The following is a 22994-nucleotide window of genomic DNA, read 5'->3' as shown; positions in this document are numbered from 1 at the left end:
GGCGCTTTTTTTTATGTTCATCCGTTGCCTTGCCCTGTTCCTGCTGTTGCCTTCCCTGGCCTTTGCCGCCCGGCCCTTCGTCACCGACGATGCCCGGCTGACCACGGCCGGCAGCTGCCAGCTGGAAAGCTGGGCCCGCATCTATCCCCAGAGCCGGGAACTGTGGATGCTGCCGGCCTGCAATCCGGGCGGCAATTTCGAGATCACCGCCGGGGCCGGCATGGCCCACAACGATCACGCTCCCCGCAGCGACGACTATGTGCTGCAGGCCAAGACCCTCTTCAAGCCCCTGGAAAGCAACGGCTGGGGCTGGGGTCTGGCGGTGGGGAAGATCGCCCATCCGGGCGTCAATGCGGGGCCCAACCTGCTGGGCAATACCTACGCCTACCTGCCGGCTTCCTTTTCCTTCCTCGACGACCGGGTGGTGCTGCACACCAATGTGGGCTGGCTCAAGGACCGGGCCAGCCAGCGTCACAACCTGACCTGGGGCCTGGGGGGCGAGTGGTGGGTGCATGAGCGGGCCAGCCTCATTGCCGAGTCCTTCGGCGACAACCGGGTCAAGCCCTACTGGCAGACCGGCCTGCGTTTTTTCGTGGTGCCCGAGCGGGTCCAGGTGGATGCCACGGTGGGCCGCCAGGTGGACGGGGGGCGGGACAGCCAGTGGTTTTCCGTGGGTCTGCGGCTGACTCCGGATCACTTCTTCTGAGTCAAACGCACCATCCCGGTGCCCACCGGGAAAGTCGGCGAAGGGTTGCTCCATCCTGGTGCGTTGATGGCGGTTGCGGTGCGGGGTGGATGTCCGGCACAGCCCGTAATTCGGTCAAAGGCCGGGGTGGCCCGGGGGTTGCTAAGCAAAGCTGTCATCTCTCCTGGCTCTGCATCCCCATGTGTCTCTTTCTCAAGTACGACGGACCCTACGTTCCCTCCCTCTGGCCGATGCTCGGCGGCCGCCAGGTCGATCGCCACGTGTGGCGCTTCGACGCGGCGGACAACGCCGCCCTGGACCAGCTCATGGAAAGCCTGGCGGCGGAAACCAACCGGGAAACCCTGAAGGAAACCCTGGCCGTCCACTGCGACCAGAGCGAGGCCAGCCTGGGCCTGGTGCCCACCCTGCAACTGGCCCTGCCTTTCAACACCCTCTACGCCCGCCGGCTCCACGCCTGGATGCTGGGGGACCTGCGGCCCCATGTGCGCATGCACTTCCAGCCCCTGGTGGACATGACCCAGGACGGCCAGGTGTTCGCCCTGGAAGCCCTGTGCCGTCTGGAGCATCCCCAGGGGCGTCTGCTCAGCGGCGCCGAGGCCTTCCATCTGGCCGGGCAGCTGGGGCGGGAGGCGGACCTGGACCTGGAGTGCCAGTTCATGGCCCTGGAGGCCAAGGCCAACCGCATTCCGGCGGGCACGCCCCTGTTCCTCAACGTGCTGCCCCAGAACATGCTGCACAGCCAGTGGACCCAGCGCATGGTGGAGCACCTCAACCGCCTCGGCATCGACCGGCGCGAGGTGGTGATCGAAGTGGTGGAGTCGGAGCGGGTGGACCCCAATGTCCTCGCCGACAGCTGCGAAGCCCTGCGCACCCTGGGCTTTCGCATCGCCCTGGACGACATGGGGGCCGGCTTCAACGGCCTGTCCACCCTGGCGGCGGTGCGGGCCGACTTCATCAAGGTGGACCGCAGCATCGTGCACGGTGCCCAGGGCAGCCGGGTGCGCTCGGTGCTGCTGGAGGCCATCGTCTCCATGGCCCAGCGCCTTGGCGCCACGGTCATTGCCGAAGGCCTGGAACGGCCGGAGGACGTCAATTTCGTGCGCGACATGGGCATCAGCTATGCCCAGGGCTTCTACTTCGCCCAGCCCCAGCTGCTCACCGAGCCGGAGGTGGCCCCCCTGCCGCGCCAGGACGATTCCTGCCGCTCCCGGCCCCGGGACCGTTTCCAGCTGACGGACCTGATGGACCCCTGGCAGTCCATCGACCTGCGCGCCTCGGTGCCGGAGGCGCGGCAGATCTTCCAGGAAGCCCCGTCCCTGCCCCTGGCCATCGTCACCGACCAGGGCCAGCCCATCGGCCTGGTGCGGCGGGGCAAGGTGCTGTCGGCGGCGGCCCGCACCCTGGGCAAACTGTGCGAACCGGTGGCGCGCAATCTGCCGCACCGCCTGACGACGCCGGCCCTGGCCCGCATCCTCTACCACGACCGCAAGGATTCGGATCCCTGGGTGGTCACCTCCAACGAGGGGCAGTATCTGGGGGTGATCCATCCCATGACCCTGATCGCCCAGATGCTGGCGCGGCGGGAAAACGGCAGCAACCTGCATCCGCTCTCCCACCTGCCCACCGGCCCCAGCCTGCGCCATACCCTGGAATCCCGTCTGGCGGAGAACCAGACCGTGTGCCTGGTGTATATCGACCTGGACCACTTCAAGGCTTACAACGACCGCTACGGCTTCATCCGCGGCGATGCCATGATCCGCACCCTGGCCGAACTGCTGCGCCATACCTTCGTCGGCCGTCCCGAATGTCTGCTCGGCCACATCGGCGGCGACGACTTCATCCTGGTCATGGAAAGCATGGGGCCGGGGCTCACCGACGAGCTGCTTTCCATCATGGAACAGTTCCAGGCCCTGGCCTCCCACCTCTACGACCACGAGGACATCGCCCGGGGTCATTTCCTCACCGACGACGGCTTGGCCCATCCCATCGCCAGCATTTCGGTGGCGGTGGTCAATGCCAGCACCGGCCGCCTGGCCAATGCGGTGGCGGCGGCGGAACGGGCGGCGGCCCTGAAGAAGGTGGGCAAGGTGGAGCAGGGCAGCGTCATCGTGGTGGAAGGCGTGCCGCCGGCCATGATCAAGCAGCAGCACAACCACGGCCTGGGCCTGTGGAAGGAAAACGCCATTGCCGCCCTGGCCGACTTCATCGGCGCGCCCCGCAGCCGGGACCCCCACGCCCTGGATGCCTGGTTCCGCAGCTATCCCTTCTTCGAGATGGTGTTCGAACTGGATGGTGCCGGGGTGCAGCGCTACCCCAACTGGATCAACCCGGACATGTACGGCCGCATCAAGGCCGGCGGCGTCGGCGTGGACCGCAGCGAACAACCCTATTTCGCCCACGTGGCCGAAGGGGGCCAGCCCTACGTGTCGGAAATCTACCTCTCTTCGGCCACCGAGGATTTCTGCATCACCCTGGCCGTGCCCCTGCGGGAAGGCAGCGTCATCGACGGGGTGCTGGTGGCGGACATCAACATCAGTTCCATGGCCAGCCTGACCCGGCGCTTCCATCTGGACCACGAGGCCCAGGCCGCCTGATTGGTTCCGGTGGCAGAAAAGACAACGGGCCCCGCAGGGCCCGTTGTGAGGTGCAGCGACTGCCGCTAGGGGATCAGAACAGCTCTTCCGCCAGGGCCAGGGTGCCGGTGGCGCCATCGACGATGGAGTCGGTCAGGCCCTGGGCCTTGGTCAGCTGGTGATCGGCGAAGAAGCGGGCGGTGACGATCTTGGCAGCGTAGAACGGGTCGCTGTCGCCGCCGGCGATCTTCTCCTGGGCCACCAGGGCGGCCCGGGCCATCTGCCAGCCGCCGGCAACGATGCCCAGCAGACGCAGGAAGGGCACGGAACCGGCGTGGGCTGCCTTGATGTCGTCCTTGAAGATGGCGACGATCCAGTTGGCGGCCTGTTCCAGGGCATCCACGCCAGCGGCGAAGCGCTTGCGGATGGCGACGAAGTCGGCGCCGTTCTGGGCTGCCAGCTTGGCGTCCAGCTTGCGCATCTCGGCGATCACGGCCTTGATGGTGGCGCCGCCTTCGCGGGCCATCTTGCGGCCGATCAGGTCGTTGGCCTGGATGGCGGTGGTGCCTTCGTAGATGGCGGTGATGCGGGCATCGCGCAGGTGCTGGGCGGCGCCGGTTTCCTCGATGAAGCCCATGCCGCCGTGCACCTGCACGCCTTCGGAGGCCACCTCGATGGACATCTCGGTGCTGTGGCCCTTGACCACGGGGATCATCAGGTCGGCGAAGGCCTGGTTGGCAGCGCGGACGGCTTCGTCCGGATGGTGCTTGGCGGCGTCCATGGCGGCGGCCACCACGTAGGCCAGGGCCCGGGCGGCTTCGGTCTGGGAACGCATGCTCATGAGCAGGCGGCGCACGTCCGGGTGCTTGAGGATGGAGACCTTGGGGCCGCCGCGCACGCCCAGTTCGGTACCCTGGATGCGGTCCTTGGCGTACCACACGGCCTGCTGGTAGGCACGCTCGGCCAGGGCCACGCCTTCCATGCCGACGGCGAAGCGGGCGGCGTTCATCATGATGAACATGTATTCCAGGCCGCGGTTTTCCTCGCCCACCAGGTAGCCGACGGCACCGCCGTGGTCACCGAAGGCCATGACGGCGGTGGGGCTGGCGTGGATGCCCAGCTTGTGTTCGATGGAGACGCAGTAGGCGTCGTTGCGTTCGCCCAGGGAGCCGTCGTCCTTGACCATGAACTTGGGCACGACGAAGAGGGAGATACCCTTCACGCCTTCCGGTGCATTGGGCAGGCGGGCCAGCACCAGATGCACGATGTTCTCGGTCATGTTGTGGTCGCCGTAGGTGATGAAGATCTTCTGGCCGAAGATCTTGTAGCTGCCATCACCCTGGGGCTCGGCGCGGGTGCGCACGGCGGCCAGGTCGGACCCGGCGCTGGGCTCGGTCAGGTTCATGGTGCCGGTCCACTCGCCGCTGACCATCTTCGGCAGGAACTTCTGCTTCAGGGCGTCGGAGCCGGCGGTCATCAGGGCCTCGATGGCTCCGGTGGTGAGCATGGGGCACAGGGAGAAGGCCATGTTGGCCGACTTCCACATTTCATTGACGGCGGTGGAGATCAGCTTGGGCAGGCCCTGGCCGCCGAACTCGGGGGAACAGGCCAGCGCGGTCCAGCCGTTCTCGGCGAACTGGGTATAGGCTTCCTTGAAGCCGGCGGGCACGGTGACGGCCTTGTCGTGCCACTTGGAGCCTTCCTGGTCGCCGCTGAAATTGATGGGGGAGAGGACGTTGCCGGCAAACTTGGAGGCTTCCTCCAGAATGGCGTCGGACAGGTCCGTGTCCACTTCCTCGTAGCCCGGCAGTTGCACGACCTGTTCCAGGCCGGCCAGCTCTTTCATGACGAAGTGCATGTCACGCAGGGGGGCATTGTATTGACTCATTCGCGCTTTCTCCTTTGATTAATGGTTGTTGCTTTTGGGTTACTTCTTGGCGAGATAGATGGAATCGTCGAAGGTGCTGATCCACTGGGGGCGGTACACCACCAGGATGGTGACGACCATTCCCGTCAGCCAGGCTTCGGAAAAGCCCAGCAGCAGGAAATAGGGCAGGTAGTCGTCGAGCAGCTTCTCCAGCGGGTAGGCCCCGCCCAGGTAGAGCAGGGCGCTGGCGGCGACGCCGGTGGCCAGGATGGTCAGGGCCGAACCGAAGAAGCCGTTGGCGAAGATGAAGACGAAGGGGTTCTTGCTCAGCCGGCGCTGGTTGAAACGGTAGATGCCGTAGGCCAGTAGCACCGGCAGGCCGGCCATGACCAGGGCGTTGAGGCCGAAACTCTCCCAGCCGGCGGCACCGTTGACCGTGATCCCGGCCAGCACCAGGGAAAGGCCGACGAAGGCCAGCCAGGGGCCGAACTCCAGGGTGAAGGTCATGGCGCCGAGGAGGTGCAGGTCGAGCCCGGGCAGGACGCCGGCCTTGATGCTCCACAGCAGGGTGAGGATGACGATGGTGCCCAGCCAGACGTTGGACTGGGCACTGTCGCCGAGCCGGCCCCAGGGGGCGCGGCGCAGGGCCAGCAGGAAGACTGCGGCGAACAGCCCCCAGCCCAGCCAGTGCAGGGCCGGGTCGAGGAGGTTGTCCGGCAGGTTCATGCCCGGCTCCTGCGGTGCTTGCGACTGCCTTAGACGGCGGCGGCCAGTTGGGGCACGACCTCGAACAGGTCGGCCACCAGACCGTAATCGGCCACCTGGAAGATGGGAGCTTCCGGGTCCTTGTTGATGGCGACGATGACCTTGGAGTCCTTCATGCCGGCCAGGTGCTGGATGGCGCCGGAAATGCCGATGGCGATATACAGCTGGGGCGCGACGATCTTGCCGGTCTGGCCCACCTGGTAGTCGTTGGGCACAAAGCCGGCATCCACGGCGGCGCGGGAAGCGCCCAGGGCGGCACCCAGCTTGTCGGCCAGGGGCTCCAGCAGGGTCTTGTAGTTCTCCCCGTTACCCAGGCCGCGACCACCGGAAACGATGATCTTGGCGGCGGTCAGCTCGGGGCGCTCGCTCTTGGTCAGTTCCCGGGAGACCAGCTTGGACTTGCCCAGGTCGGGACCGGCGGCGATGGCCTCGACTGCGGCGGAACCGCCTTCGGCCACGGCTTCAAAGCCGGTGGTACGCACGGTGATGACCTTCACGGCATCGGCGGACTGCACCGTGGCCAGGGCATTGCCGGCGTAGATGGGACGCACGAAGGTGTCGGCGGACTCGACCCCGACGATGTCGGAGATCTGGGCCACGTCCAGCAGGGCGGCGACGCGGGGCGCAAAGTTCTTGCCGTTGGTGGTGGCGGGGGCAACGATGTGGCTGTAGCCGGCCGCGTTGGCCACCACCAGGGCAGCGATGTTTTCGGCGGTCTGGTCGGCGTAGTGGGCGGCATCGGCCACCTTCACCTTGGCCACACCGGCCAGCTTGGCGGCTTCGGCAGCGGCGTTGGCACAGCCGGAACCGGCCACCAGCACATGGATTTCACCACCGATCTTGGCGGCTGCGGTGACGGCGTTCTTGGTCGCCGCCTTCAGGGATTGGTTGTCGTGTTCGGCAATGACGAGGATAGCCATTAGATCACCTTCGCTTCGTTCTTCAGCTTGCTCACCAGATCGGCCACGTCGGCCACCTTGACGCCGGCCTGGCGCTTGGCGGGCTCGGCCACCTTCAGGGTCTTCAGACGGGGGGCCACGTCCACGCCCAGGTCTTCCGGCTTGATGGTTTCCAGGGGCTTCTTCTTGGCCTTCATAATGTTGGGCAGGGTGGCGTAGCGCGGCTCGTTGAGGCGCAGGTCGGTCGTCACCACGGCCGGCAGGGCCATTTCCAGGGTTTCCAGGCCGCCGTCCACTTCACGGGTCACGGTGGCCTTGCCGTCGGCGATCACCACCTTGGAGGCGAAGGTGGCCTGGGGCCAGCCTTGCAGGGCGGCGAACATCTGGCCGGTCTGGTTGGAGTCGTCGTCGATGGCCTGCTTGCCGAAGATCACCACCTGGGGCTGTTCCTTGTCGGCCACGGCCTTGATCAGCTTGGCCACGGCCAGGGGCTGCAGGTCGGCGTCGGATTCGATCAGGATGCCGCGGTCGGCACCGATGGCCATGGCGGTGCGCAGGGTTTCCTGGCAACCGGCGACACCGGCGGAGACCACGATCACTTCGCTGGCGATGCCGGCTTCCTTGAGGCGAACGGCCTCTTCGACGGCGATTTCGTCGAAGGGGTTCATGGACATTTTGACGTTGGCAATATCAACGCCGGTACCGTCGCTCTTGACGCGCACCTTGACGTTGTAATCCACCACCCGCTTTACTGGTACCAGGACTTTCAATGTATCCTCCTTGGGACTACGCGAATTTGTCTGATGAATCTATCTGAGTATCCTACTCCGTCGGCCACCTTTGTGGGGCGTCTCCCGGCCTGCTCCGGGGAGTTTGACAGCCCCCGGCCCGAACCGCAGAATAGGCCCATACTCGCTGGTATGGATCAGCATACGGTAGCGTACGGAAAAACCCTTGTCAACGGCTTGAGATGAAACAGGAAAAAACAACAAAAGTCCGCACCCAGCTTGACCGCAGCGACTGGATCGAAGCGGCCATCAACGTCCTCGCCGACGAGGGAACCGACGGCCTGCGGGTGGAGGTCCTGGCCAAGAATTTCGGGGTGACCAAGGGCAGTTTCTACTGGCACTTCAAGGACCGTCAGGACCTGCTCATGGCCGTCCTGGAAACCTGGAAGGAAGGCCGCATCAAGGACATCATCAAGCAGACCACGGCCCAGCCCGGCAAGGAACGGGAACAGATCTACCACGTGATCCAGGTGTACAGCCTGGCGCGCAACCGCAAGGGCATCCCCATCGAGCTGGCGGTGCGCGACTGGGCCCGGCGCGATCCCCAGGCGGCGGCCATCGTCGAAGAGGTGGATACGTCGCGGCTGGAGTGCACGCGCAAGCTGTTCGTCGCCTGCGGTCTCTCCGAGAAGGAGGCGAAGAGCCGCAGTCTCATGCTCTACGCCTACGTCTTCGGCCAGAGCCTGATGATCTACGACCATTTCGACGACAACCTGGGCGCCCTGCGCGACTGGATCGCCGACCGCATCGTCCTGCCGACTCCCTGAGCTTTGCCGGACCGCCTGCCTGGCGGTCCTTTCACTCCCGCATCAGTTTCCCTTCCTGCATGCGCAGGCGCCGGCCGCAGCGGGCGGCGATTTCCTCGTCGTGGGTAACCAGCACCAGAGTGGTGCCCTGGTCCGCATTGAGCTTGAACATCAGGTCCACGATCTGGTGGCCGGTATGGCCGTCCAGGTTGCCCGTCGGCTCATCGGCCAGCACCAGCTTGGGCTCCAGGGCGAAGGCCCGGGCCAGGGCGACCCGCTGCTGCTCGCCGCCGGAAAGGTGCTTCGGGTAGTGGCGCAGGCGCTGGCTCAGGCCCACCCGTTCCAGCCATTGCCGGGCCTTGGCCGCGGCCTCCCTGATGCCGGCCAGTTCCATGGGCAACATGACGTTTTCCTCCGCAGTGAGGGAGGGCAGCAGCTGGAAGGACTGGAAGACGAAGCCCAGCATGCGGCCCCGCAGGCGGGCCCGGGCGTCTTCGTCGAGGTCGTTGAGATTCTCGCCGTCGAGGCGGACGGAGCCGCTGCTGGGCGAATCCAGGCCGGCCAGGAGGCCGAGCAGGGTGGATTTGCCGGAGCCGGAGGCGCCGACGATGGCCACGGTTTCCCCCGCACTCACGCTGAATTCGATATCGTGCAAAATGGTCAGGGGCGTATCGCCGTTGCTGACGGTCTTGCCCAGACCCACCACTTCCACCAATGAATGTTCGGACATGCGGGAAAAAATCCTCGTCGTTTTGAAGTTGCTGCCCTGGCTGATGCTGCTGGCGGCGCCTGAAGTCATGGCCAGGACCATCCTGGTCTTCGGCGATTCCCTTTCCGCCGGCTACGGCATCCGCCAGGAGGCGGCCTGGCCGGCCCTGCTGCAGAACCGGCTGCAGGAAAGGCGTTTCGATTATAGCGTCGTCAATGCCAGCATCTCCGGCGAAACCACTGCCGGCGGCCGTTCCCGCCTGGAGGCCGCCTTGAGCAAGCACCAGCCTTCGGTGCTGGTGCTGGCCCTGGGGGCCAACGACGGCCTGCGGGGCCTGCCCCTGGCGGTGATGCGGGACAACCTGGCGGCCATGATCAAGGCGGCCCGCCGGCAACAGATCAAGGTGCTGCTGGTGGGCATGCGCCTGCCGCCCAATTTCGGCGCCTATGCCGACGACTTCCACCGCAGCTTCGCCGAACTGGCCCGGCAGGAGAAGCTGGCCTACGTGGATTTCCTGCTGGACGGCGTGGCGGACAAACCCCAGCTGTTCCAGGCGGACAACCTGCATCCCCTGGCCGAGGCCCAGCCGCGCCTGCTCGACAATGTGTGGGCGGGCCTTGCGCCCCTGCTCAGCGGGCGCTGACTGTGAGCCCCGGGGTGCCCGGGGGTAGCTCGCCGATCACGGCCGCTTCGCCGAAACCGGCGTCGCGGAAGGCTGCCAGCACTTCCGCCGCCGCTTCCGGGGCGCAACTCACCAGGAGGCCGCCGGAGGTCTGGGGGTCGGTGATGAGCTTCTGCTGCCATTCCTCCAGCCCCGCCTCCAGGGCCACTTCATGGCCGTAGCCGGCCCAGTTGCGGTTGGAGGCGCCGGTGGCGATGCCGGCCTGCACGTGTTCCACCGCCTCGGCGATGAGGGGCAGGGCGGCGAAGCGCACATGGGCCGCCAGCCCGGAGCCGCGGCAGATTTCCAGCAGATGGCCGGCCAGGCCGAAGCCGGTGACGTCGGTCATGGCGTGCACCGCCGGCAGTTCGGCCAGCCGGGTGCCGACCCGGTTGAGCTGGGTGGTGTAGGCGATCATGCGGCCATAGCCCTCGGCGGAAAGCCTGCCCTTCTTCAGGGCGGCGGAGAGGATGCCCACGCCCAGGGGCTTGCCCAGGATCAGCACGTCGCCCGCCTTGGCGCCGCTGTTCTTCTTCACCTTGTCCGGATGCACCAGGCCCAGGGCCACCAGGCCGTAGATGGGTTCCAGCACGTCGATGGAGTGGCCACCGGCGATGGGGATGCCCGCCTCGGCACAGACCGAGGCGCCGCCGGAGAGGATGCGCTCGATCACCGGCAGGGGCAGCTTGTCCAGGGGCATGCCCACCAGGGCCAGGGCCAGGATCGGCGTGCCGCCCATGGCGTAGATGTCGGAAATGGCGTTGGTGGCGGCGATGCGGCCGAAGTCGCGGGGATCGTCCACGATCGGGGTGAAGAAATCGGTGGTGGCCACCAGGGCCTGGCTGTCGTTGAGCTTGTAGACCGCCGCGTCGTCGGAGGACTCGGTGCCCACCAGCAGCTGGGGCGGAATGAGGGCCGCCGGGGTGGCGGCGAGGATCTGGGAGAGCACGGCCGGGGCAATCTTGCAGCCGCAGCCGCCGCCATGGGAAAAGGAGGTGAGTTTGATGTCGTCCATGGGGTTTGCCGTGGGAAGGTCGGGGAGGGGCGTTAGAATGGCGCCTCTTCCGGAAAAACGCCACCCCGACATGAAACATCCCGCCCTCGCCAGCGTTGCCCAACTGGGTGACTACGATGCCATCATCGACGTCCGCACGCCGGCCGAATTCGCCGAGGACCACGTACCCGGGGCCATCAACTGTCCGGTGCTGTCCAACGAGGAGCGCGTCACCGTGGGCACCCTGTACAAGCAGGTGTCGCCTTTCGAGGCGAAGAAGGTGGGGGCGGCCCTGATCTCCATCAACATCGCCCGCCACCTGCAGGAGCGTTTCCGCGACATGCCCAAGGAGTGGCGGCCCCTCATCTATTGCTGGCGCGGCGGCCAGCGCAGCGGGGCGATGCAGATCATCTTCCGCCAGATCGGCTGGCGGGCGGACAAACTGGACGGCGGCTACAAGGCCTTCCGCCAGCACGTCATAGAGCAGATCGACGCCCTGGCGCCACGCTTTACCTACCGGGTGGTCTGCGGCGCCACCGGCAGCGGCAAGACCCGCATCCTCCAGGCCCTGGCCCGGCAGGGCGCCCAGGTGCTCGATCTGGAAACCCTGGCGGCCCACAAGGGCTCGGTGCTGGGGGTGCTGCCGGGCGAGCCCCAGCCGGCCCAGAAGGGCTTCGAGACCGCCCTGTGGCAGGCCCTGGCCGGTTTCGACAGCTCCCGGCCGGTGTTCGTCGAGGCCGAGAGCCGCAAGATCGGCCGCCTGCATCTGCCCGACGCCCTGCTCGAGGCGGTGCGGGGCGGCGAGTGTCTGGAGGTGGCGGCCAGCCTGCCGGCCCGGGTGGAATTCCTGCTGCGGGATTACGACTACTTCCTGCAAGACCCGGAATGGCTGGTGCGCCGCCTGGACAACCTGAAGGAACTGCAGGGCAAGGAAACCGTGGCCCGCTGGCAGGCCCTGGCCCGGGAGGGCGGCTGGTCCCAGCTGGTGCAGGAACTGCTCGACCTGCATTACGACCCCCACTATCGCCGCTCCCAGGGCCAGAACTACCAGGGCCGCCGGCGTCACGATCCTTTCGTCAGCGACGACCTGAGCGACGCCGGTATCGAGGCCCTGGCCGCCAGCATGCTCGCCGCCGCCGGCGCGTGATAGTCTGGCAGGCCCGTCCCCTGGACTTTCCGGAGGTGCCATGCTGATCAAGGCCGACCAGTCCCTGTTGCTGATCATCGACATCCAGGAGCGCCTTGCCCCGGCGATCCACGAGGGCGAGGCCGTCATCGCCCACAACCGGTGGCTGACCGGGGTGGCCCGCCGCCTGGCGGTGCCGGTGCTGGCCACGGTCCAGTATCCCCGGGGCCTGGGCGCCACGGTGCCGGCCCTGGCGGAAATGCTGGCGCCGGAGGAGGTGGTGGAGAAAATCCATTTTTCCGCCGTGGCCGACGGCTGCCTCGACGAGCTGCCCGCCCTGGCCCGCCGCCAGGTGGTCATCACCGGCACCGAAACCCATGTCTGCGTGCTGCAGACGGCCCTGGACCTGCTGGGCCGGGGCAAGGAAGTGTTCGTGGTGGCCGAGGCGGTAGGCTCCCGCCGGCCCGAGGACAAGGCCCTGGCCCTGGAGCGCCTGCGCCAGGCCTGCTGCGTCATCGTCTCCCGGGAGATGGTGGCCTTCGAATGGCTGCACCGGGCCGGCACCGACCTGTTCCGGGCGGTGAGCCGGGACTTCATCCGCTAGCCTCCGCCAAGGGCAGGGCCGGCAGGCGCGTCCGGCGGTGTTCTCCGGGCGGCCTTCCCGGCAAGGCAGCAAGGGCGCCATGTTCCAGGTAGGTGCCTTCAAGATCGTTACCCGGTGCGCTTCCCGCTCTGGTGGTGGCCGGGGCATGCCGGCTCCGGCTTTCATCCCTTATCCTTCATTCCGATTCCATCCCCACAGGAGATGTCCATGCTCAGCGGAAAAATCGCTCTCGTCACCGGTTCCACCTCCGGCATCGGCCTGGCCGTGGCCCGGGCCCTGGCCCGTAACGGCGCCGCGGTGATGCTCAACGGTTCCCGTCCGGCGGCCGAGGCGGAAGGTCTGCGGGCGGCCATGGCCGCCGAGTTCGGTGTCAAGGTGGCCTACACCTCGGCCGACCTGGCCGATGCGGCCTCGGTGCGGGCCCTGGCGGCCGCCGCCGAGAAGCAGCTGGGAGTCGTGGACATCCTGGTGAACAACGCCGGCATCCAGCACGTGGCGGCGGTGGATGAATTCCCCGAAGAGAAGTGGGACCAGCTCATCGCCATCAACCTGTCCTCCGTCTTCCATGCCACCAAGGCCGTGCTGCCGGGCATGAAGGCGCGCAACTGGGGCCGCATCGTCAATATCGCCTCGGCCCACGGCCTGGTGGCCTCGCCCTTCAAGGCGCCCTACACCGCCAGCAAGCACGCGGTGGTGGGCTTTTCCAAGGCGGTGGCCCTGGAGGTGGCGGAGACCGGCATCACCTGCAACGCGGTGTGCCCCGGCTATGTGCGCACGCCCCTGGTGGAAAAGCAGGTGGCGGCCCAGGCCAAGGTGCACAACCTGCCGGAGGATCAGGTGATCCGCGACGTGATCCTGGCGGCCCAGCCCAACAAGCGCTTCCTTGAGGCCGACGACCTGGCCGAGTTCGTGCTGTTCCTCTGTTCCCCCGCCGGCGCCGGCATGACCGGCGCCGCCCTGCCCATGGACGGGGCCTGGACCGCCCGCTGAGGCACGCCGGGGCAGGGCAGGGCGCCCGGCCCCGATTTTCCGGCGTTGGTGGTGCGTTCGCCGGTGTTGGCCGCCCGTTGCCGGCAGGTTTGGAAGGCGGCCGGGTTATCGGCTACAATTCGGCTTTCCCGCAGCTATATCGTCATGACCAAATACGTCTTCGTCACTGGCGGCGTGGTTTCTTCCCTGGGTAAGGGAATTGCCGCTGCCTCTCTGGGTGCGATTCTCGAATCCCGCGGAATCACCGTCACCCACCTCAAGCTTGATCCCTACATCAACGTCGACCCGGGCACCATGAGCCCCTTCCAGCACGGCGAGGTGTTCGTCACCGAAGACGGCGCCGAGACCGACCTGGACCTGGGCCACTACGAGCGCTTCACCAGCGCCAAGATGGGCAAGCGCAACAACTTCACCACCGGCCAGATCTACGACACGGTGCTCAAGAAAGAGCGCCGCGGCGAGTACCTGGGCAAGACCGTGCAGGTCATCCCCCACATCACCGACGAGATCAAGGCCCACATCAAGCGTGGCGCCGAAGGGGCCGACGTGGCCATCGTCGAGGTGGGCGGCACCGTGGGTGACATCGAGTCCCTGCCGTTCCTGGAAGCCATCCGCCAGATGGGCTTCGAGGAAGGCCGCAACAACACCTGTTTCCTGCACCTGACCCTGCTGCCCTACATTCCCACCGCCGGCGAGCTGAAGACCAAGCCGACCCAGCATTCCGTCAAGGAACTGCGGGAAATCGGCATCCAGCCCGACGTGCTGCTGTGCCGCGCCGACCGGGAAATCCCGGAAGACGAAAAGGGCAAGATCGCCCTGTTCTGCAACGTCCAGCGGGAAGCCGTGATCGAGGTGCTGGACGCCGATTCCATCTACAAGATCCCGGCCATGCTGCACGACCAGATGCTGGACGAGATCGTCTGCCACAAGCTGGACATCCTGGCCAAGGCCGCCGACCTCTCCGTGTGGAACGGCCTGGTGGACGCCCTGGAGCACCCCCAGCACAGCGTGGAAATCGCCTTCGTCGGCAAGTACGTGGACCTTACCGAGTCCTACAAGTCCCTCATCGAGGCCCTGAAGCACGCCGGCATCCACACCCGTTCCAAGGTCAACATCCACTACCTGGATTCCGAGGACATCGAGAAGAACGGCTGCGGCGCCCTGAAGGGCATGGATGCCATTCTGGTGCCCGGCGGCTTCGGCAAGCGCGGCACCGAAGGCAAGATCGCCGCCATCCGCTACGCCCGTGAAAACAAGGTGCCCTACCTGGGCATCTGCCTGGGCATGCAGCTGGCCGTGGTGGAGTTCGCCCGGGACGTGGCCGGCATGGCCGGTGCCCACTCCACCGAATTCGAGCAGAACAGCCCCTTCCCGGTGATCGGCCTGATCACCGAATGGCAGGATGCCTCCGGCAAGGTGGAAAAGCGCGACGAAAATTCCGACCTGGGCGGCACCATGCGCCTGGGCGGCCAGCTGTGCCAGCTGGCCGACGGCACCCGGGCCCGCCAGATCTACGGCGCCCCCGAGATCGTCGAACGCCACCGCCACCGCTACGAAGTGAACAACACCCTGCTGGCCCAGCTGGAAGCCAAGGGCCTGGTCGTCGCCGGCCGCGCCCCCGGCACCGACCTGTGCGAAATGGTGGAACTGCCCGCCGACGTGCATCCCTGGTTCGTCGGTTGCCAGTTCCATCCGGAATTCACTTCCACCCCGCGCAACGGCCATCCCCTGTTCACCTCCTTCGTCCAGGCTGCCCTGAAGCAGCAACAGGCGACCGCCAAATGAAACTGTGCGACTTCGAGGTTGGCCTCGACCAGCCGATTTTCCTCATCGCCGGCCCCTGCGTCGCCGAGTCCGAGCAGCTGTGCGTGGACGTGGCCGGCCAGATGAAGGAAGTCTGCGGCCGCCTGGGCATCCCCTACATCTTCAAGGCGTCCTACGACAAGGCCAACCGCAGCTCCGGCAAGAGCTTCCGCGGCCTGGGCATGGATGCCGGCCTGAAGATCCTGGAGAACGTGCGCCGCCAGATCGGCGTGCCGGTGCTCACCGATGTGCACACCGAAGCCGAGGTACCCGCCGTGGCCGCCGTGGTGGACGTGCTACAGACCCCGGCCTTCCTCTGCCGCCAGACCGATTTCATCCACGCCGTGGCCGCTTCCGGCAAGCCGGTGAATATCAAGAAGGGCCAGTTCCTGGCCCCCGGCGACATGAAGAACGTGGTGGACAAGGCCCGGGAAGCCAACGGCGGCGCCGACACCATCATGGTCTGCGAGCGCGGCGCCTCCTTCGGCTACAACAACCTGGTCTCGGACATGCGCTCCCTGGCCATCATGCGCGACACCGCCTGCCCGGTGGTGTTCGACGCCACCCATAGCGTGCAGCTGCCCGGCGGGCAGGGCACCGCTTCCGGCGGCCAGCGCGAGTTCGTGCCGGTGCTGGCCCGGGCCGCCGTGGCCAGCGGCGTGGCCGGCCTGTTCATGGAAACCCATCCAAACCCGGCCTGCGCCATGTCCGACGGCCCCAACGCCTGGCCCCTGGACCGCATGGAATCCCTGCTCCGGGTGCTGGTGGGCATCGACCGTCTGGTCAAGTCCGGCCCCCTGGAAGAGCTGAGCCTCTGATGATCGCCCACGTCGTCCTGTTCAAGACCAAGCCCGGCATCGCCACCAACGATCCCCGGGTGGTGGCCCTGCTGGGCGAGCTGGACCAGTTGCCCAAGGCGGTGCCGGGCATCGTCACCTGGAAGCACGGCCCCAACGTGACCCTGGACCCCCAGGCCTGGGATTACGCCGTCTATGCCGAGTTCGAGACGGAAGGGGCGCTGCAGCGCTACTACGACAACGAGGTTCACGCCGACATCGTGCGGCGCTGGGACGAGATCGGCATGCTGCTCTTCTCCGACGTGAAGCTCTGAGATTTCCGCCATGGCCGCTTACCTCCTCGCCGAAGCCAGCGTCACCGATCCGGTGGCCTACGAGACCTACAAGCAGCTGGCCCAGACCGCCATCGCCCAGTACGGCGGCCGCTACCTGGTGCGGGGCGGCGCCAGCGAGGTGCTGGAAGGGGGCTGGAGCAAGCCGCCGCGGCTGGTGGTGGTGGAGTTCGAGAGCGTGGAGCAGGCCAAGAAATTCTACGATTCCCCGGAATACCGGGCGGCTCGTGCAGCAAGAAAAGAGGCGGCGGACATGAACATGCTCGTCGTCCAGGGTGTTTGAAGTTTTTAGTTTGCAACTTTTAAGAGCAAAGGGAGAAACATGAGCTCTGTCGTTGATGTCGTCGCCCGCGAAATCCTGGATTCCCGCGGCAATCCCACCGTTGAAGTCGATGTGCTGCTGGAATCCGGCGTCATGGGCCGTGCCGCCGTGCCGTCCGGCGCCTCCACCGGTTCCCGGGAAGCCATCGAACTGCGCGACGGCGAAGCCGGCCGCTATCTGGGCAAGGGCGTGCTCAAGGCCGTCGAGAACGTGAACACCGAAATCTCCGAGGCCATCATCGGCCTGGACGCCCAGGAACAGGCCTTCATCGACAAGACCCTGATCGACCTGGACGGCACCGAAAACAAGTCCCGCCTTGGCGCCAACGCCATGCTGGCCGTCTCCATGGCCGTGGCCAAGGCTGCTGCTGAAGAAGCCGGCCTGCCCCTGTACCGCTACTTCGGCGGCATGGGCCCGATGCAGATGCCGGTGCCGATGATGAACATCATCAACGGCGGTGCCCACGCCAACAACAGCCTGGACATCCAGGAATTCATGGTCATGCCCGTGGGCGCTTCCACCTTCCGCGAAGCCCTGCGCTGCGGCGCCGAAATCTTCCACGCCCTGAAGAAGCTGCTGGACAAGAAGGGCTTCTCCACCGCCGTGGGCGACGAAGGCGGTTTCGCTCCCAACCTGGGCAGCCACGCCGAAGCCATCCAGCTGTGCATGCAGGCCATCGAGAACGCCGGCTACACCCCGGGCCAGGATGTGCTGATCGCCCTGGACTGCGCCGCTTCCGAGTTCTACAAGGACGGCAAGTACCACCTGGCCGGTGAAGGTCTGCAGCTGACCTCCGCCCAGTTCGTGGACTACCTGGCCAACCTGGCCGACCAGTTCCCCATCGTTTCCATCGAGGACGGCATGGCCGAAGGCGACTGGGACGGCTGGAAGCTGCTGACCGAGCGTCTGGGCCAGAAGGTGCAGATCGTCGGCGACGACCTCTTCGTCACCAACACCAAGATCCTCAAGGAAGGCATCGACAAGGGCATCGCCAATTCCATCCTGATCAAGATCAACCAGATCGGTACCCTGTCCGAAACCTTCGCCGCCGTGGAAATGGCCAAGCGCGCCGGCTACACCGCCGTCATCTCCCACCGCTCCGGTGAGACCGAAGACAGCACCATCGCCGACATCGCCGTGGGCCTCAACGCCGGCCAGATCAAGACCGGCTCCCTGTCCCGCTCCGACCGCATCGCCAAGTACAACCAGCTGCTGCGCATCGAAGAGGACCTGGGCGATACCGCCTCCTACCCCGGCCGCGAAACCTTCTATAACCTGAAGTAAGGCCGACAGGGCCGGGAAGTTCCAATCCCGGCCCTTTTCGCATCCGACTATCGCCCGATCTCACCAATCACCCCATTCCATGCGCTGGCTCACCATCGGACTCATCGCCCTCATCACCCTGCTCCAGTATCCCCTGTGGCTGGGCAAGGGCGGCTGGCTGAAAGTCTGGGACGTGGACCGGCAACTGCAGCAGCAGAAGGACGCCAACCGCAAGCTGGAAGTGCGCAACGGCGGCCTCGATGCGGAAGTGCGGGATTTGAAGCAGGGTTACGACGCCATCGAGGAACGGGCCCGTTTCGAACTGGGCATGATCAAGGGCGACGAGGTCTTCGTGCAGTTGCCGGAGAAGGCGCCGGAACGGCCCGCCGAGCCGGCACCGGAAGTGCCGCCGGCGAAGAAGGCCCGGGCCTCCCGCTAGTCGTGGTGCAGCACAAGGAAAGGCAGCCATCCGGCTGCCTTTTTTCTTTGCTCGGTGGGGCTGCTGCAGTCGGTCGGCGGCAGCCCGGCCATTGCCGTCCTCTCCGGCAGCAATGGGCTTGGCGTCGCAATGGTTGTATAGTGCAACCATATTTCAGCCCGTCGGGAGGCGACATGGCAGATCCGGAACAGGCCCTGGTGGATGGCATCCGCGCCGCCTCGCGCCAGATGGTGCGGGAACTGGGATTCATGCAGGCGACCCTGGCTGCCACCGACTACCCGGCCTCCGCCGTGCATGCCCTCATCGAACTGGGCAAGCACGGCAGCATGAGTGCCGCGGCCATTGCCGCCTGTCTCGGCCTGGACAAGTCCAGCGTCAGCCGCATGCTGCGCAAGCTGGTGGATGCCGGCGAACTGACGGAGACGGTGAGCGATCACGATGGCCGCATCAAGAATCTGTCTTTGACGGGCCGGGGCCGCCGCACCCTGGCGGCGGTGGAGGCCTATGGCCGGCGGCAGGTGGAGGAGGCGCTGCAGCACATGGCGCCGGAGGCCCGCGGACTGGTCCACGCCGGGCTCGAAGCCTATGCCCGGGCCCTTGCCCAGGCGCGCAGCGGCGCCGCCGGAGCGGTCATTTCCCCGGTGCGGATCTGTCCGGGCTATCGGGTTGGGGTGATCGGCCGGGTGACCGAGATGCACGGGCTTTTCTACGCCCGCCACGCCGGTTTCGGCCAGTATTTCGAAAGCCAGGTGGCGACCGGCCTGGCGGAGTTCTGCGGGCGGCTGCAGCGCCCGGGCAACGGCCTGTGGGTCGCCTTGCAGGGGGAGCGTATCGTCGGCTCGGTGGCCATCGACGGCGAGGATCTGGGGCCCGGCCTCGCCCATCTACGCTGGTTCATCGTCGACGGGGCGGTGCGCGGCGGCGGTGTCGGCCAGCGTCTGCTGCAGGCGGCGCTGGCCCATTGCGACGGCTACGGCTTTGCCGAGACCCGGCTGTGGACCTTTGCCGGCCTCGAGGCGGCCCGCCATCTCTACGAGGCCAGGGGCTTCGTGCTGGGGGAGGAGCGCCAGGGCCGGCAGTGGGGCGAGACGGTGACGGAGCAGCTGTTCGTCCGCCCGGGCGTCGCGGGGTAAGTCCCAGGAGCGCCGTCGGCTGGCGAAATGGGTTGAGAAGCGGGGTTGAGAAGCGGGGTTGAGAAGCGGGCTGAGGAGCGGGCTGAGGAGCGCCTCTGCCCCCGTTTGGAAGGGGGCAGCCGTTCAGCTATCCGGAGGTCTTGCCGGGGGGCTCAGTGCAGCAGGCGCGGCGGCTGTTCCGCCTGTTCTTCCGGAATTTCCGTGTGCATCAACTCGCCCTCGCCGTTGGGATAGAGGGGGGCGCCGCAGTCGTCGCAGAATTCGAAGGGGAAACGGTGGTCGTGCACCACGATGTCGGTGACGCCGCATTCCCGCAGCACGGTTTCCATTTCCGCCACGGATTCGCTGTTTTCGTCCTCGGTGCCGATGAGGGCCCAGACGACGCCGTGGATGACCTTGTCCGCCTGGGACTGGAGGGAGAAGCCGAGGCGGTATTCCTCCAGGCGCTGGTCGTGGAAGGGGCCGATGGCCACCCGCAGGGAGGCCGGCTCGACGCCCATGACGGTCTGCAGGAAGGCGACGGAGGCGCGCAGGGAATAGGGCCGGGAATCCTTGTCCGCCTGGCGGCAGGCGGCATGGTAGGCGTCGGGCAGCAGGGCCTCGTAGGCGCAGCCGGTGAGCAGGGGCTCCAGGGCGGCGCCGCCCTGCTGGCGCCACTGCTGGCGTGCCACTTCCCGGTTGCCTTCCACCTCGTGCCAGTAGAAGAGGGGGCTGTGGCGGGGCACGGCGATGGCGGCCAGAAGGTAGCGGGTGTCGGAGAGGAAACGGTTGGTTTCCGGCATTTCCCGGGTGTCCAGGGCCATGTCCTGGCCGGCCAGGGCGCAGCGGCCCAGCTCGTTGGTGAGGCGGTAGGTGTCGCTGTAGCTGCGGGGCAGTTGGTCCGGGCTGAAGAGGAAGTCCACCACGGCGACGCGGGCCTCGGCCGCCAGGACGTGACCGCACAGCTGGGCCTTGAGGGCGGCCAGGGTGCCGGCGGGGATGTTGGCGGTGGGAATGCCGAAGCGGGACCAGGCCAGCACCGGCGCCGCCACCAGCAGCACGTCATAGTCCTGGCCCTGGTGGCTGACGAGGCACGACTCGGCCCGGGATTCCACCATGTCCGCCAACTCGTCGTGGGCCTGGGCGTTGGCCTCGTAGAGGCGGTCCAGGGCTGCGGTCAGTTCCTCCTCGTTGCCGTCGGCCAGCAGCTGCTCCACCAGGGCCGCCAGGCGCGCTTCCCAGAAGGCATCCTCCAGCTTGCCGCCGGATTCGGCGAGGCCGGTGGCTAGCCAGGAGAGTTGGGAAACATCGCGGGAGACGCGGGAGCGGGAGCCGAAGCGGGGTCGTTTCATGGTGATGAACTGCTCGAGGTGCCGGAACAAAGCGGGCGAAGCCGTAATTCTATCAACCCGCGGGCTGGTCCCGGGATTCTTCTGTGTCCTGGGGACGAGGCGGCATGAGGAATTCCCGGGGGGCCTGCCGGAAACGGGCGAACAGACTGGCGATCAGGCGACGCCCCTGGGCGAAGGAGACCTGGCGCGCCTTGAGGGCCACATACAGCGCCAGGGCAAAGCTGACGCCGAGATTGGCCGTGCCCACCAGGGCCACTCCCAGGCCTGCCAGGGCCAGTTCCTGCCAGGGTGCGGCGAAGTCCAGGGCGACGGCGGCGTAGCCCAGGTAGGCGGAGGAGAAGGCGATGTGGCGGATGTCCACCGGCAGGCCGAAGAGCACGCCGATGGCGGTCATGCCGCCGAGGAGGAAGCCGAAGAAGAAATTGCCGGCCAGGGCGCCCAGGTTGTTTTCCACGTAGGCGGCGACCCGTCGCATGCGGGCTTCGCCGAACAGGCGCTGGGGCCATTCCAGCTGCAGCAGGCGCTGGGGGATGCGGTTGTAGGCGGCCAGGTTGTCGTAATAGCCGGCGATGAGGCCGGCGAGGAACAGGCAGACCCCGGCCACGCCGGCGTAGAGGATGGCGCCGCTGTGCCAGGGATGCACGTCGGCCAGCAGGTGGTGGGCCTTTTCCGGTCCGATGAAGGGCGTGCCGCCCATGCTGCCGAGGACGAAGGCGATGAGCATGGCCATGGGAATGGCCAGGCCCACGTTGCCGATGATGGCGGCGATCTGGCTGCGGCAGGTGCGGGCCACCAGGCCGGCCAGGTTGTCCAGGTTGCGCGGTGTGGCGTTGCCGCCGGGGCCGGTGGCCTCGTCGATGCTGGCGGCGATGGCGTTGGCGGTCATGGCCGGCTGCTTGGTGGCGACGGTGCCATGGAGGATGTGGATGAGGACGAAGCCCAGGCCGTAGTTGAGGCAGAAGGCCAGGGCCTCGGTCAGGGGCGGCAGGTGCAGCTTGGCCAGTTCCAGCTTGATGAGGGCCATGAAGGCGATGACGAAGCCGCCGAGCAGGGCCGAGCGCAGGAGGGCGAAGTATTCGCTGCGGCTCTCGGTGATGTAGTGCTCGCCGGTGCGGCCCGCATTCTCGGTGACGCGGCGGGCCAGCAGTTCCATGTTCTGGCGCCAGTAGGTGCCCAGGTCGTTCTTGCGGCACTCGGCCCGCACCAGCTGCTTGAACAGGGTCACCAGGGCCGGCAGGGCATCCTGCAGGCAACGTTCCTGGCGCAACTGGCGCAGGACGGCGAGGAGGGCCTCGGCCCGCTCCAGATGCTGGCGCAGCCGCTGCAGGTGGAAGGTGAGGGAGAGGCTGGTGCCTTCCCGGGCGGCCCGGTTGCGGATGCGGTCGCCGATGCCGCGGCACTGGTCGAACAGCACCAGCAGCTGGCGGTCGTCCTCCGCCGCAAATTCCGGCTCCCGCCACCACTGCTCGAACTGCTTGAGGAAGCGCAGCATCTCGGCGTTCTGGGCCAGGAAGGGGGACTCGAAGTTCTCGATGCTCGGCTCCACCCGCAGCAGTTCCGGCTCCAGGCCGATGGCGCTGATGCGGTAGGAAATGACCAGCAGGCCTTCCAGCAGCTGGGCCAGGGCCGGCGCCATGGGGGCGCCGCGGACGCTGCTGCGGCCCAGGTCGAGCAGGGTGAACAGGGCCAGCCATTCGGCGTCGGCGATGCCGTCCACCCACACCTCGTCGTCCGGCTCGGGGAAGAGCAGGCCGAGCACGTCCTTCAGGTATTCGGGCGCCACCACGTCGGGCAGCAGGGTGCGGGAGAGGCGGCGGGCGGTCTCGGAAAAGAAGCCGGTGTTGGGAAAGACGCCGGCATCCACATAGAGGGAGACCTGCTTTTTCTCGGCGAAGAGGCGCAGCAGGGCCAGGCGCAGGCCGTCCCGCAGCTCGGGGCGGGTCTGCAGCAGGTAGCAGAGGGCGTGCAGGGCCTGGGTGGCGGCCGCCGTGTCGTCGCTGTCGGCGGGACGCAGGGCGTCCACCAGTTCGATGAGGGGGGGAAGGAGGTCGCCGTCGGGGTTGGCGGCCAGGTCGCAGAGGCGCTGCAGCAGGGTTTCCAGGGGCTGGGGGGAAAGGGAGCGTGTCATAATGTTCTAATTCGTCCT

The 22994-nt window shown here is 66.9% G+C and carries 22 protein-coding genes; 14 read left to right on the top strand and 8 right to left on the bottom strand.

Annotated features, from left to right (window positions below; translation table 11 throughout):
* Nucleotides 1–13: 13 nt before the first annotated feature.
* Complete coding sequence (locus OEL49_RS15505; RefSeq protein ID WP_287875523.1) at nucleotides 14–706, top strand: hypothetical protein; 693 nt, start codon at nucleotides 14–16, stop codon at nucleotides 704–706.
* A gap of 179 nt (nucleotides 707–885) precedes the next feature.
* A complete protein-coding gene (locus OEL49_RS15500) occupies nucleotides 886–3300 on the top strand; it encodes an EAL domain-containing protein (protein ID WP_014237356.1) in 2415 nt (804 codons plus the stop codon).
* A 73-nt stretch (nucleotides 3301–3373) separates the two neighbouring features.
* On the opposite strand, the gene OEL49_RS15495 is transcribed toward OEL49_RS15500, so the two are convergent.
* The 4 genes from OEL49_RS15495 to OEL49_RS15480 are packed head-to-tail and all read right to left on the bottom strand — an operon-like array spanning nucleotide 3374 to nucleotide 7580.
* Nucleotides 3374–5167: an acyl-CoA dehydrogenase gene (locus OEL49_RS15495; RefSeq protein WP_014237357.1), complete on the bottom strand. Its 1794-nt coding sequence runs from the start codon at nucleotides 5165–5167 to the stop codon at nucleotides 3374–3376.
* Nucleotides 5168–5206: 39 nt separating this feature from the next.
* Nucleotides 5207–5872: an energy-coupling factor ABC transporter permease gene (locus tag OEL49_RS15490; RefSeq protein ID WP_014237358.1), complete on the bottom strand. Its 666-nt coding sequence runs from the start codon at nucleotides 5870–5872 to the stop codon at nucleotides 5207–5209.
* A 29-nt stretch (nucleotides 5873–5901) separates the two neighbouring features.
* Nucleotides 5902–6831 carry an electron transfer flavoprotein subunit alpha/FixB family protein gene (locus tag OEL49_RS15485; protein ID WP_014237359.1) on the bottom strand — a complete coding sequence of 310 codons (930 nt, stop codon included), beginning with the start codon at nucleotides 6829–6831 and terminating at the stop codon, nucleotides 5902–5904.
* A complete protein-coding gene (locus OEL49_RS15480) occupies nucleotides 6831–7580 on the bottom strand; it encodes an electron transfer flavoprotein subunit beta/FixA family protein (RefSeq protein WP_014237360.1) in 750 nt (249 codons plus the stop codon). The genes OEL49_RS15485 and OEL49_RS15480 overlap by 1 nt, the downstream gene beginning before the upstream one ends.
* 200 nt (nucleotides 7581–7780) lie before the next feature.
* On the opposite strand from OEL49_RS15480, the gene OEL49_RS15475 reads away from it, so the two are divergent.
* Nucleotides 7781–8365, top strand: coding sequence for a TetR/AcrR family transcriptional regulator (locus OEL49_RS15475; RefSeq protein ID WP_014237361.1), 585 nt, complete (start codon nucleotides 7781–7783; stop codon nucleotides 8363–8365).
* Between the two features lie 31 nt (nucleotides 8366–8396).
* On the opposite strand, the gene OEL49_RS15470 is transcribed toward OEL49_RS15475, so the two are convergent.
* Nucleotides 8397–9074, bottom strand: a complete 678-nt coding sequence (locus OEL49_RS15470; protein ID WP_152089306.1) for an ABC transporter ATP-binding protein — start codon at nucleotides 9072–9074, stop codon at nucleotides 8397–8399.
* Between OEL49_RS15470 and OEL49_RS15465 the strand changes: the two genes are divergently transcribed.
* A complete protein-coding gene (locus tag OEL49_RS15465) occupies nucleotides 9073–9696 on the top strand; it encodes an arylesterase (RefSeq protein WP_130458389.1) in 624 nt (207 codons plus the stop codon). The genes OEL49_RS15470 and OEL49_RS15465 overlap by 2 nt on opposite strands.
* On the opposite strand, the gene selD is transcribed toward OEL49_RS15465, so the two are convergent.
* Nucleotides 9683–10729 carry a selenide, water dikinase SelD gene (gene selD / locus OEL49_RS15460; protein ID WP_287875518.1) on the bottom strand — a complete coding sequence of 349 codons (1047 nt, stop codon included), beginning with the start codon at nucleotides 10727–10729 and terminating at the stop codon, nucleotides 9683–9685. The two genes, OEL49_RS15465 and selD, sit on opposite strands and share 14 nt — an antisense overlap.
* A 70-nt stretch (nucleotides 10730–10799) precedes the next feature.
* On the opposite strand from selD, the gene mnmH reads away from it, so the two are divergent.
* The 10 genes from mnmH (at nucleotide 10800) to OEL49_RS15410 (ending at nucleotide 19517) form a co-directional block, all read left to right on the top strand.
* Nucleotides 10800–11855: a tRNA 2-selenouridine(34) synthase MnmH gene (gene mnmH, locus OEL49_RS15455; RefSeq protein ID WP_287875516.1), complete on the top strand. Its 1056-nt coding sequence runs from the start codon at nucleotides 10800–10802 to the stop codon at nucleotides 11853–11855.
* 40 nt (nucleotides 11856–11895) lie between these two features.
* The gene (locus tag OEL49_RS15450; protein ID WP_287875514.1) at nucleotides 11896–12438 is read left to right on the top strand and encodes a hydrolase; all 543 of its coding nucleotides are present in this window, start codon (nucleotides 11896–11898) and stop codon (nucleotides 12436–12438) included.
* A gap of 207 nt (nucleotides 12439–12645) precedes the next feature.
* The gene (locus OEL49_RS15445; protein ID WP_014237367.1) at nucleotides 12646–13428 is read left to right on the top strand and encodes a 3-hydroxybutyrate dehydrogenase; all 783 of its coding nucleotides are present in this window, start codon (nucleotides 12646–12648) and stop codon (nucleotides 13426–13428) included.
* Nucleotides 13429–13572: 144 nt separating this feature from the next.
* On the top strand, nucleotides 13573–15213 hold the full coding sequence (locus tag OEL49_RS15440; protein WP_014237368.1) for a CTP synthase: 1641 nt from the start codon (nucleotides 13573–13575) through the stop codon (nucleotides 15211–15213).
* Entirely contained in the window at nucleotides 15210–16049 is an 840-nt protein-coding gene (gene kdsA, locus OEL49_RS15435) for a 3-deoxy-8-phosphooctulonate synthase (protein ID WP_014237369.1), read from the top strand. Before OEL49_RS15440 ends, kdsA begins: the two co-directional genes overlap by 4 nt.
* Nucleotides 16049–16342, top strand: a complete 294-nt coding sequence (locus tag OEL49_RS15430; protein ID WP_014237370.1) for a Dabb family protein — start codon at nucleotides 16049–16051, stop codon at nucleotides 16340–16342. Before kdsA ends, OEL49_RS15430 begins: the two co-directional genes overlap by 1 nt.
* Nucleotides 16343–16352: 10 nt before the next feature.
* Complete coding sequence (locus OEL49_RS15425; RefSeq protein WP_014237371.1) at nucleotides 16353–16643, top strand: DUF1330 domain-containing protein; 291 nt, start codon at nucleotides 16353–16355, stop codon at nucleotides 16641–16643.
* A 39-nt stretch (nucleotides 16644–16682) separates the two neighbouring features.
* Entirely contained in the window at nucleotides 16683–17966 is a 1284-nt protein-coding gene (gene eno, locus OEL49_RS15420) for a phosphopyruvate hydratase (RefSeq protein WP_014237372.1), read from the top strand.
* Between the two features lie 79 nt (nucleotides 17967–18045).
* Nucleotides 18046–18384: a cell division protein FtsB gene (ftsB, locus tag OEL49_RS15415; protein WP_014237373.1), complete on the top strand. Its 339-nt coding sequence runs from the start codon at nucleotides 18046–18048 to the stop codon at nucleotides 18382–18384.
* Nucleotides 18385–18557: 173 nt separating this feature from the next.
* Entirely contained in the window at nucleotides 18558–19517 is a 960-nt protein-coding gene (locus tag OEL49_RS15410; RefSeq protein ID WP_014237374.1) for a bifunctional helix-turn-helix transcriptional regulator/GNAT family N-acetyltransferase, read from the top strand.
* Nucleotides 19518–19669: 152 nt separating this feature from the next.
* Here the strand turns inward: OEL49_RS15410 and OEL49_RS15405 are convergent, their stop codons facing one another.
* Nucleotides 19670–20848 carry a DUF2863 family protein gene (locus tag OEL49_RS15405; RefSeq protein WP_014237375.1) on the bottom strand — a complete coding sequence of 393 codons (1179 nt, stop codon included), beginning with the start codon at nucleotides 20846–20848 and terminating at the stop codon, nucleotides 19670–19672.
* 52 nt (nucleotides 20849–20900) lie between these two features.
* The gene (locus OEL49_RS15400) at nucleotides 20901–22976 is read right to left on the bottom strand and encodes a site-specific recombinase (protein ID WP_287875507.1); all 2076 of its coding nucleotides are present in this window, start codon (nucleotides 22974–22976) and stop codon (nucleotides 20901–20903) included.
* Nucleotides 22977–22994 lie beyond the last annotated feature (18 nt).

This window comes from Azospira sp., assembly GCF_030247495.1.
Lineage (GTDB): Bacteria > Pseudomonadota > Gammaproteobacteria > Burkholderiales > Rhodocyclaceae > Azospira > Azospira oryzae.
Note: the sequence above shows the minus strand (reverse complement) of the source record. Positions and strands in the feature narration are given on the sequence as shown.

What these genes read in the sequence shown, in the direction of transcription:
- kdsA (WP_014237369.1), top strand. Translation starts at nt 15,210, where the DNA reads ATGAAACTGTGCGACTTCGAGGTTGGCCTCGACCAGCCGATTTTCCTC.
- OEL49_RS15465 (WP_130458389.1), top strand. Translation starts at nt 9,073, where the DNA reads ATGCGGGAAAAAATCCTCGTCGTTTTGAAGTTGCTGCCCTGGCTGATG.
- OEL49_RS15400 (WP_287875507.1), bottom strand. Translation starts at nt 22,976, where the DNA reads ATGACACGCTCCCTTTCCCCCCAGCCCCTGGAAACCCTGCTGCAGCGC.
- OEL49_RS15410 (WP_014237374.1), top strand. Translation starts at nt 18,558, where the DNA reads ATGGCAGATCCGGAACAGGCCCTGGTGGATGGCATCCGCGCCGCCTCG.
- OEL49_RS15430 (WP_014237370.1), top strand. Translation starts at nt 16,049, where the DNA reads ATGATCGCCCACGTCGTCCTGTTCAAGACCAAGCCCGGCATCGCCACC.
- OEL49_RS15490 (WP_014237358.1), bottom strand. Translation starts at nt 5,872, where the DNA reads ATGAACCTGCCGGACAACCTCCTCGACCCGGCCCTGCACTGGCTGGGC.
- OEL49_RS15475 (WP_014237361.1), top strand. Translation starts at nt 7,781, where the DNA reads ATGAAACAGGAAAAAACAACAAAAGTCCGCACCCAGCTTGACCGCAGC.
- eno (WP_014237372.1), top strand. Translation starts at nt 16,683, where the DNA reads ATGAGCTCTGTCGTTGATGTCGTCGCCCGCGAAATCCTGGATTCCCGC.
- OEL49_RS15505 (WP_287875523.1), top strand. Translation starts at nt 14, where the DNA reads ATGTTCATCCGTTGCCTTGCCCTGTTCCTGCTGTTGCCTTCCCTGGCC.
- OEL49_RS15485 (WP_014237359.1), bottom strand. Translation starts at nt 6,831, where the DNA reads ATGGCTATCCTCGTCATTGCCGAACACGACAACCAATCCCTGAAGGCG.
- selD (WP_287875518.1), bottom strand. Translation starts at nt 10,729, where the DNA reads ATGGACGACATCAAACTCACCTCCTTTTCCCATGGCGGCGGCTGCGGC.
- OEL49_RS15500 (WP_014237356.1), top strand. Translation starts at nt 886, where the DNA reads ATGTGTCTCTTTCTCAAGTACGACGGACCCTACGTTCCCTCCCTCTGG.
- OEL49_RS15445 (WP_014237367.1), top strand. Translation starts at nt 12,646, where the DNA reads ATGCTCAGCGGAAAAATCGCTCTCGTCACCGGTTCCACCTCCGGCATC.
- OEL49_RS15450 (WP_287875514.1), top strand. Translation starts at nt 11,896, where the DNA reads ATGCTGATCAAGGCCGACCAGTCCCTGTTGCTGATCATCGACATCCAG.
- OEL49_RS15440 (WP_014237368.1), top strand. Translation starts at nt 13,573, where the DNA reads ATGACCAAATACGTCTTCGTCACTGGCGGCGTGGTTTCTTCCCTGGGT.
- OEL49_RS15405 (WP_014237375.1), bottom strand. Translation starts at nt 20,848, where the DNA reads ATGAAACGACCCCGCTTCGGCTCCCGCTCCCGCGTCTCCCGCGATGTT.
- OEL49_RS15425 (WP_014237371.1), top strand. Translation starts at nt 16,353, where the DNA reads ATGGCCGCTTACCTCCTCGCCGAAGCCAGCGTCACCGATCCGGTGGCC.
- ftsB (WP_014237373.1), top strand. Translation starts at nt 18,046, where the DNA reads ATGCGCTGGCTCACCATCGGACTCATCGCCCTCATCACCCTGCTCCAG.
- OEL49_RS15495 (WP_014237357.1), bottom strand. Translation starts at nt 5,167, where the DNA reads ATGAGTCAATACAATGCCCCCCTGCGTGACATGCACTTCGTCATGAAA.
- mnmH (WP_287875516.1), top strand. Translation starts at nt 10,800, where the DNA reads ATGAAACATCCCGCCCTCGCCAGCGTTGCCCAACTGGGTGACTACGAT.
- OEL49_RS15470 (WP_152089306.1), bottom strand. Translation starts at nt 9,074, where the DNA reads ATGTCCGAACATTCATTGGTGGAAGTGGTGGGTCTGGGCAAGACCGTC.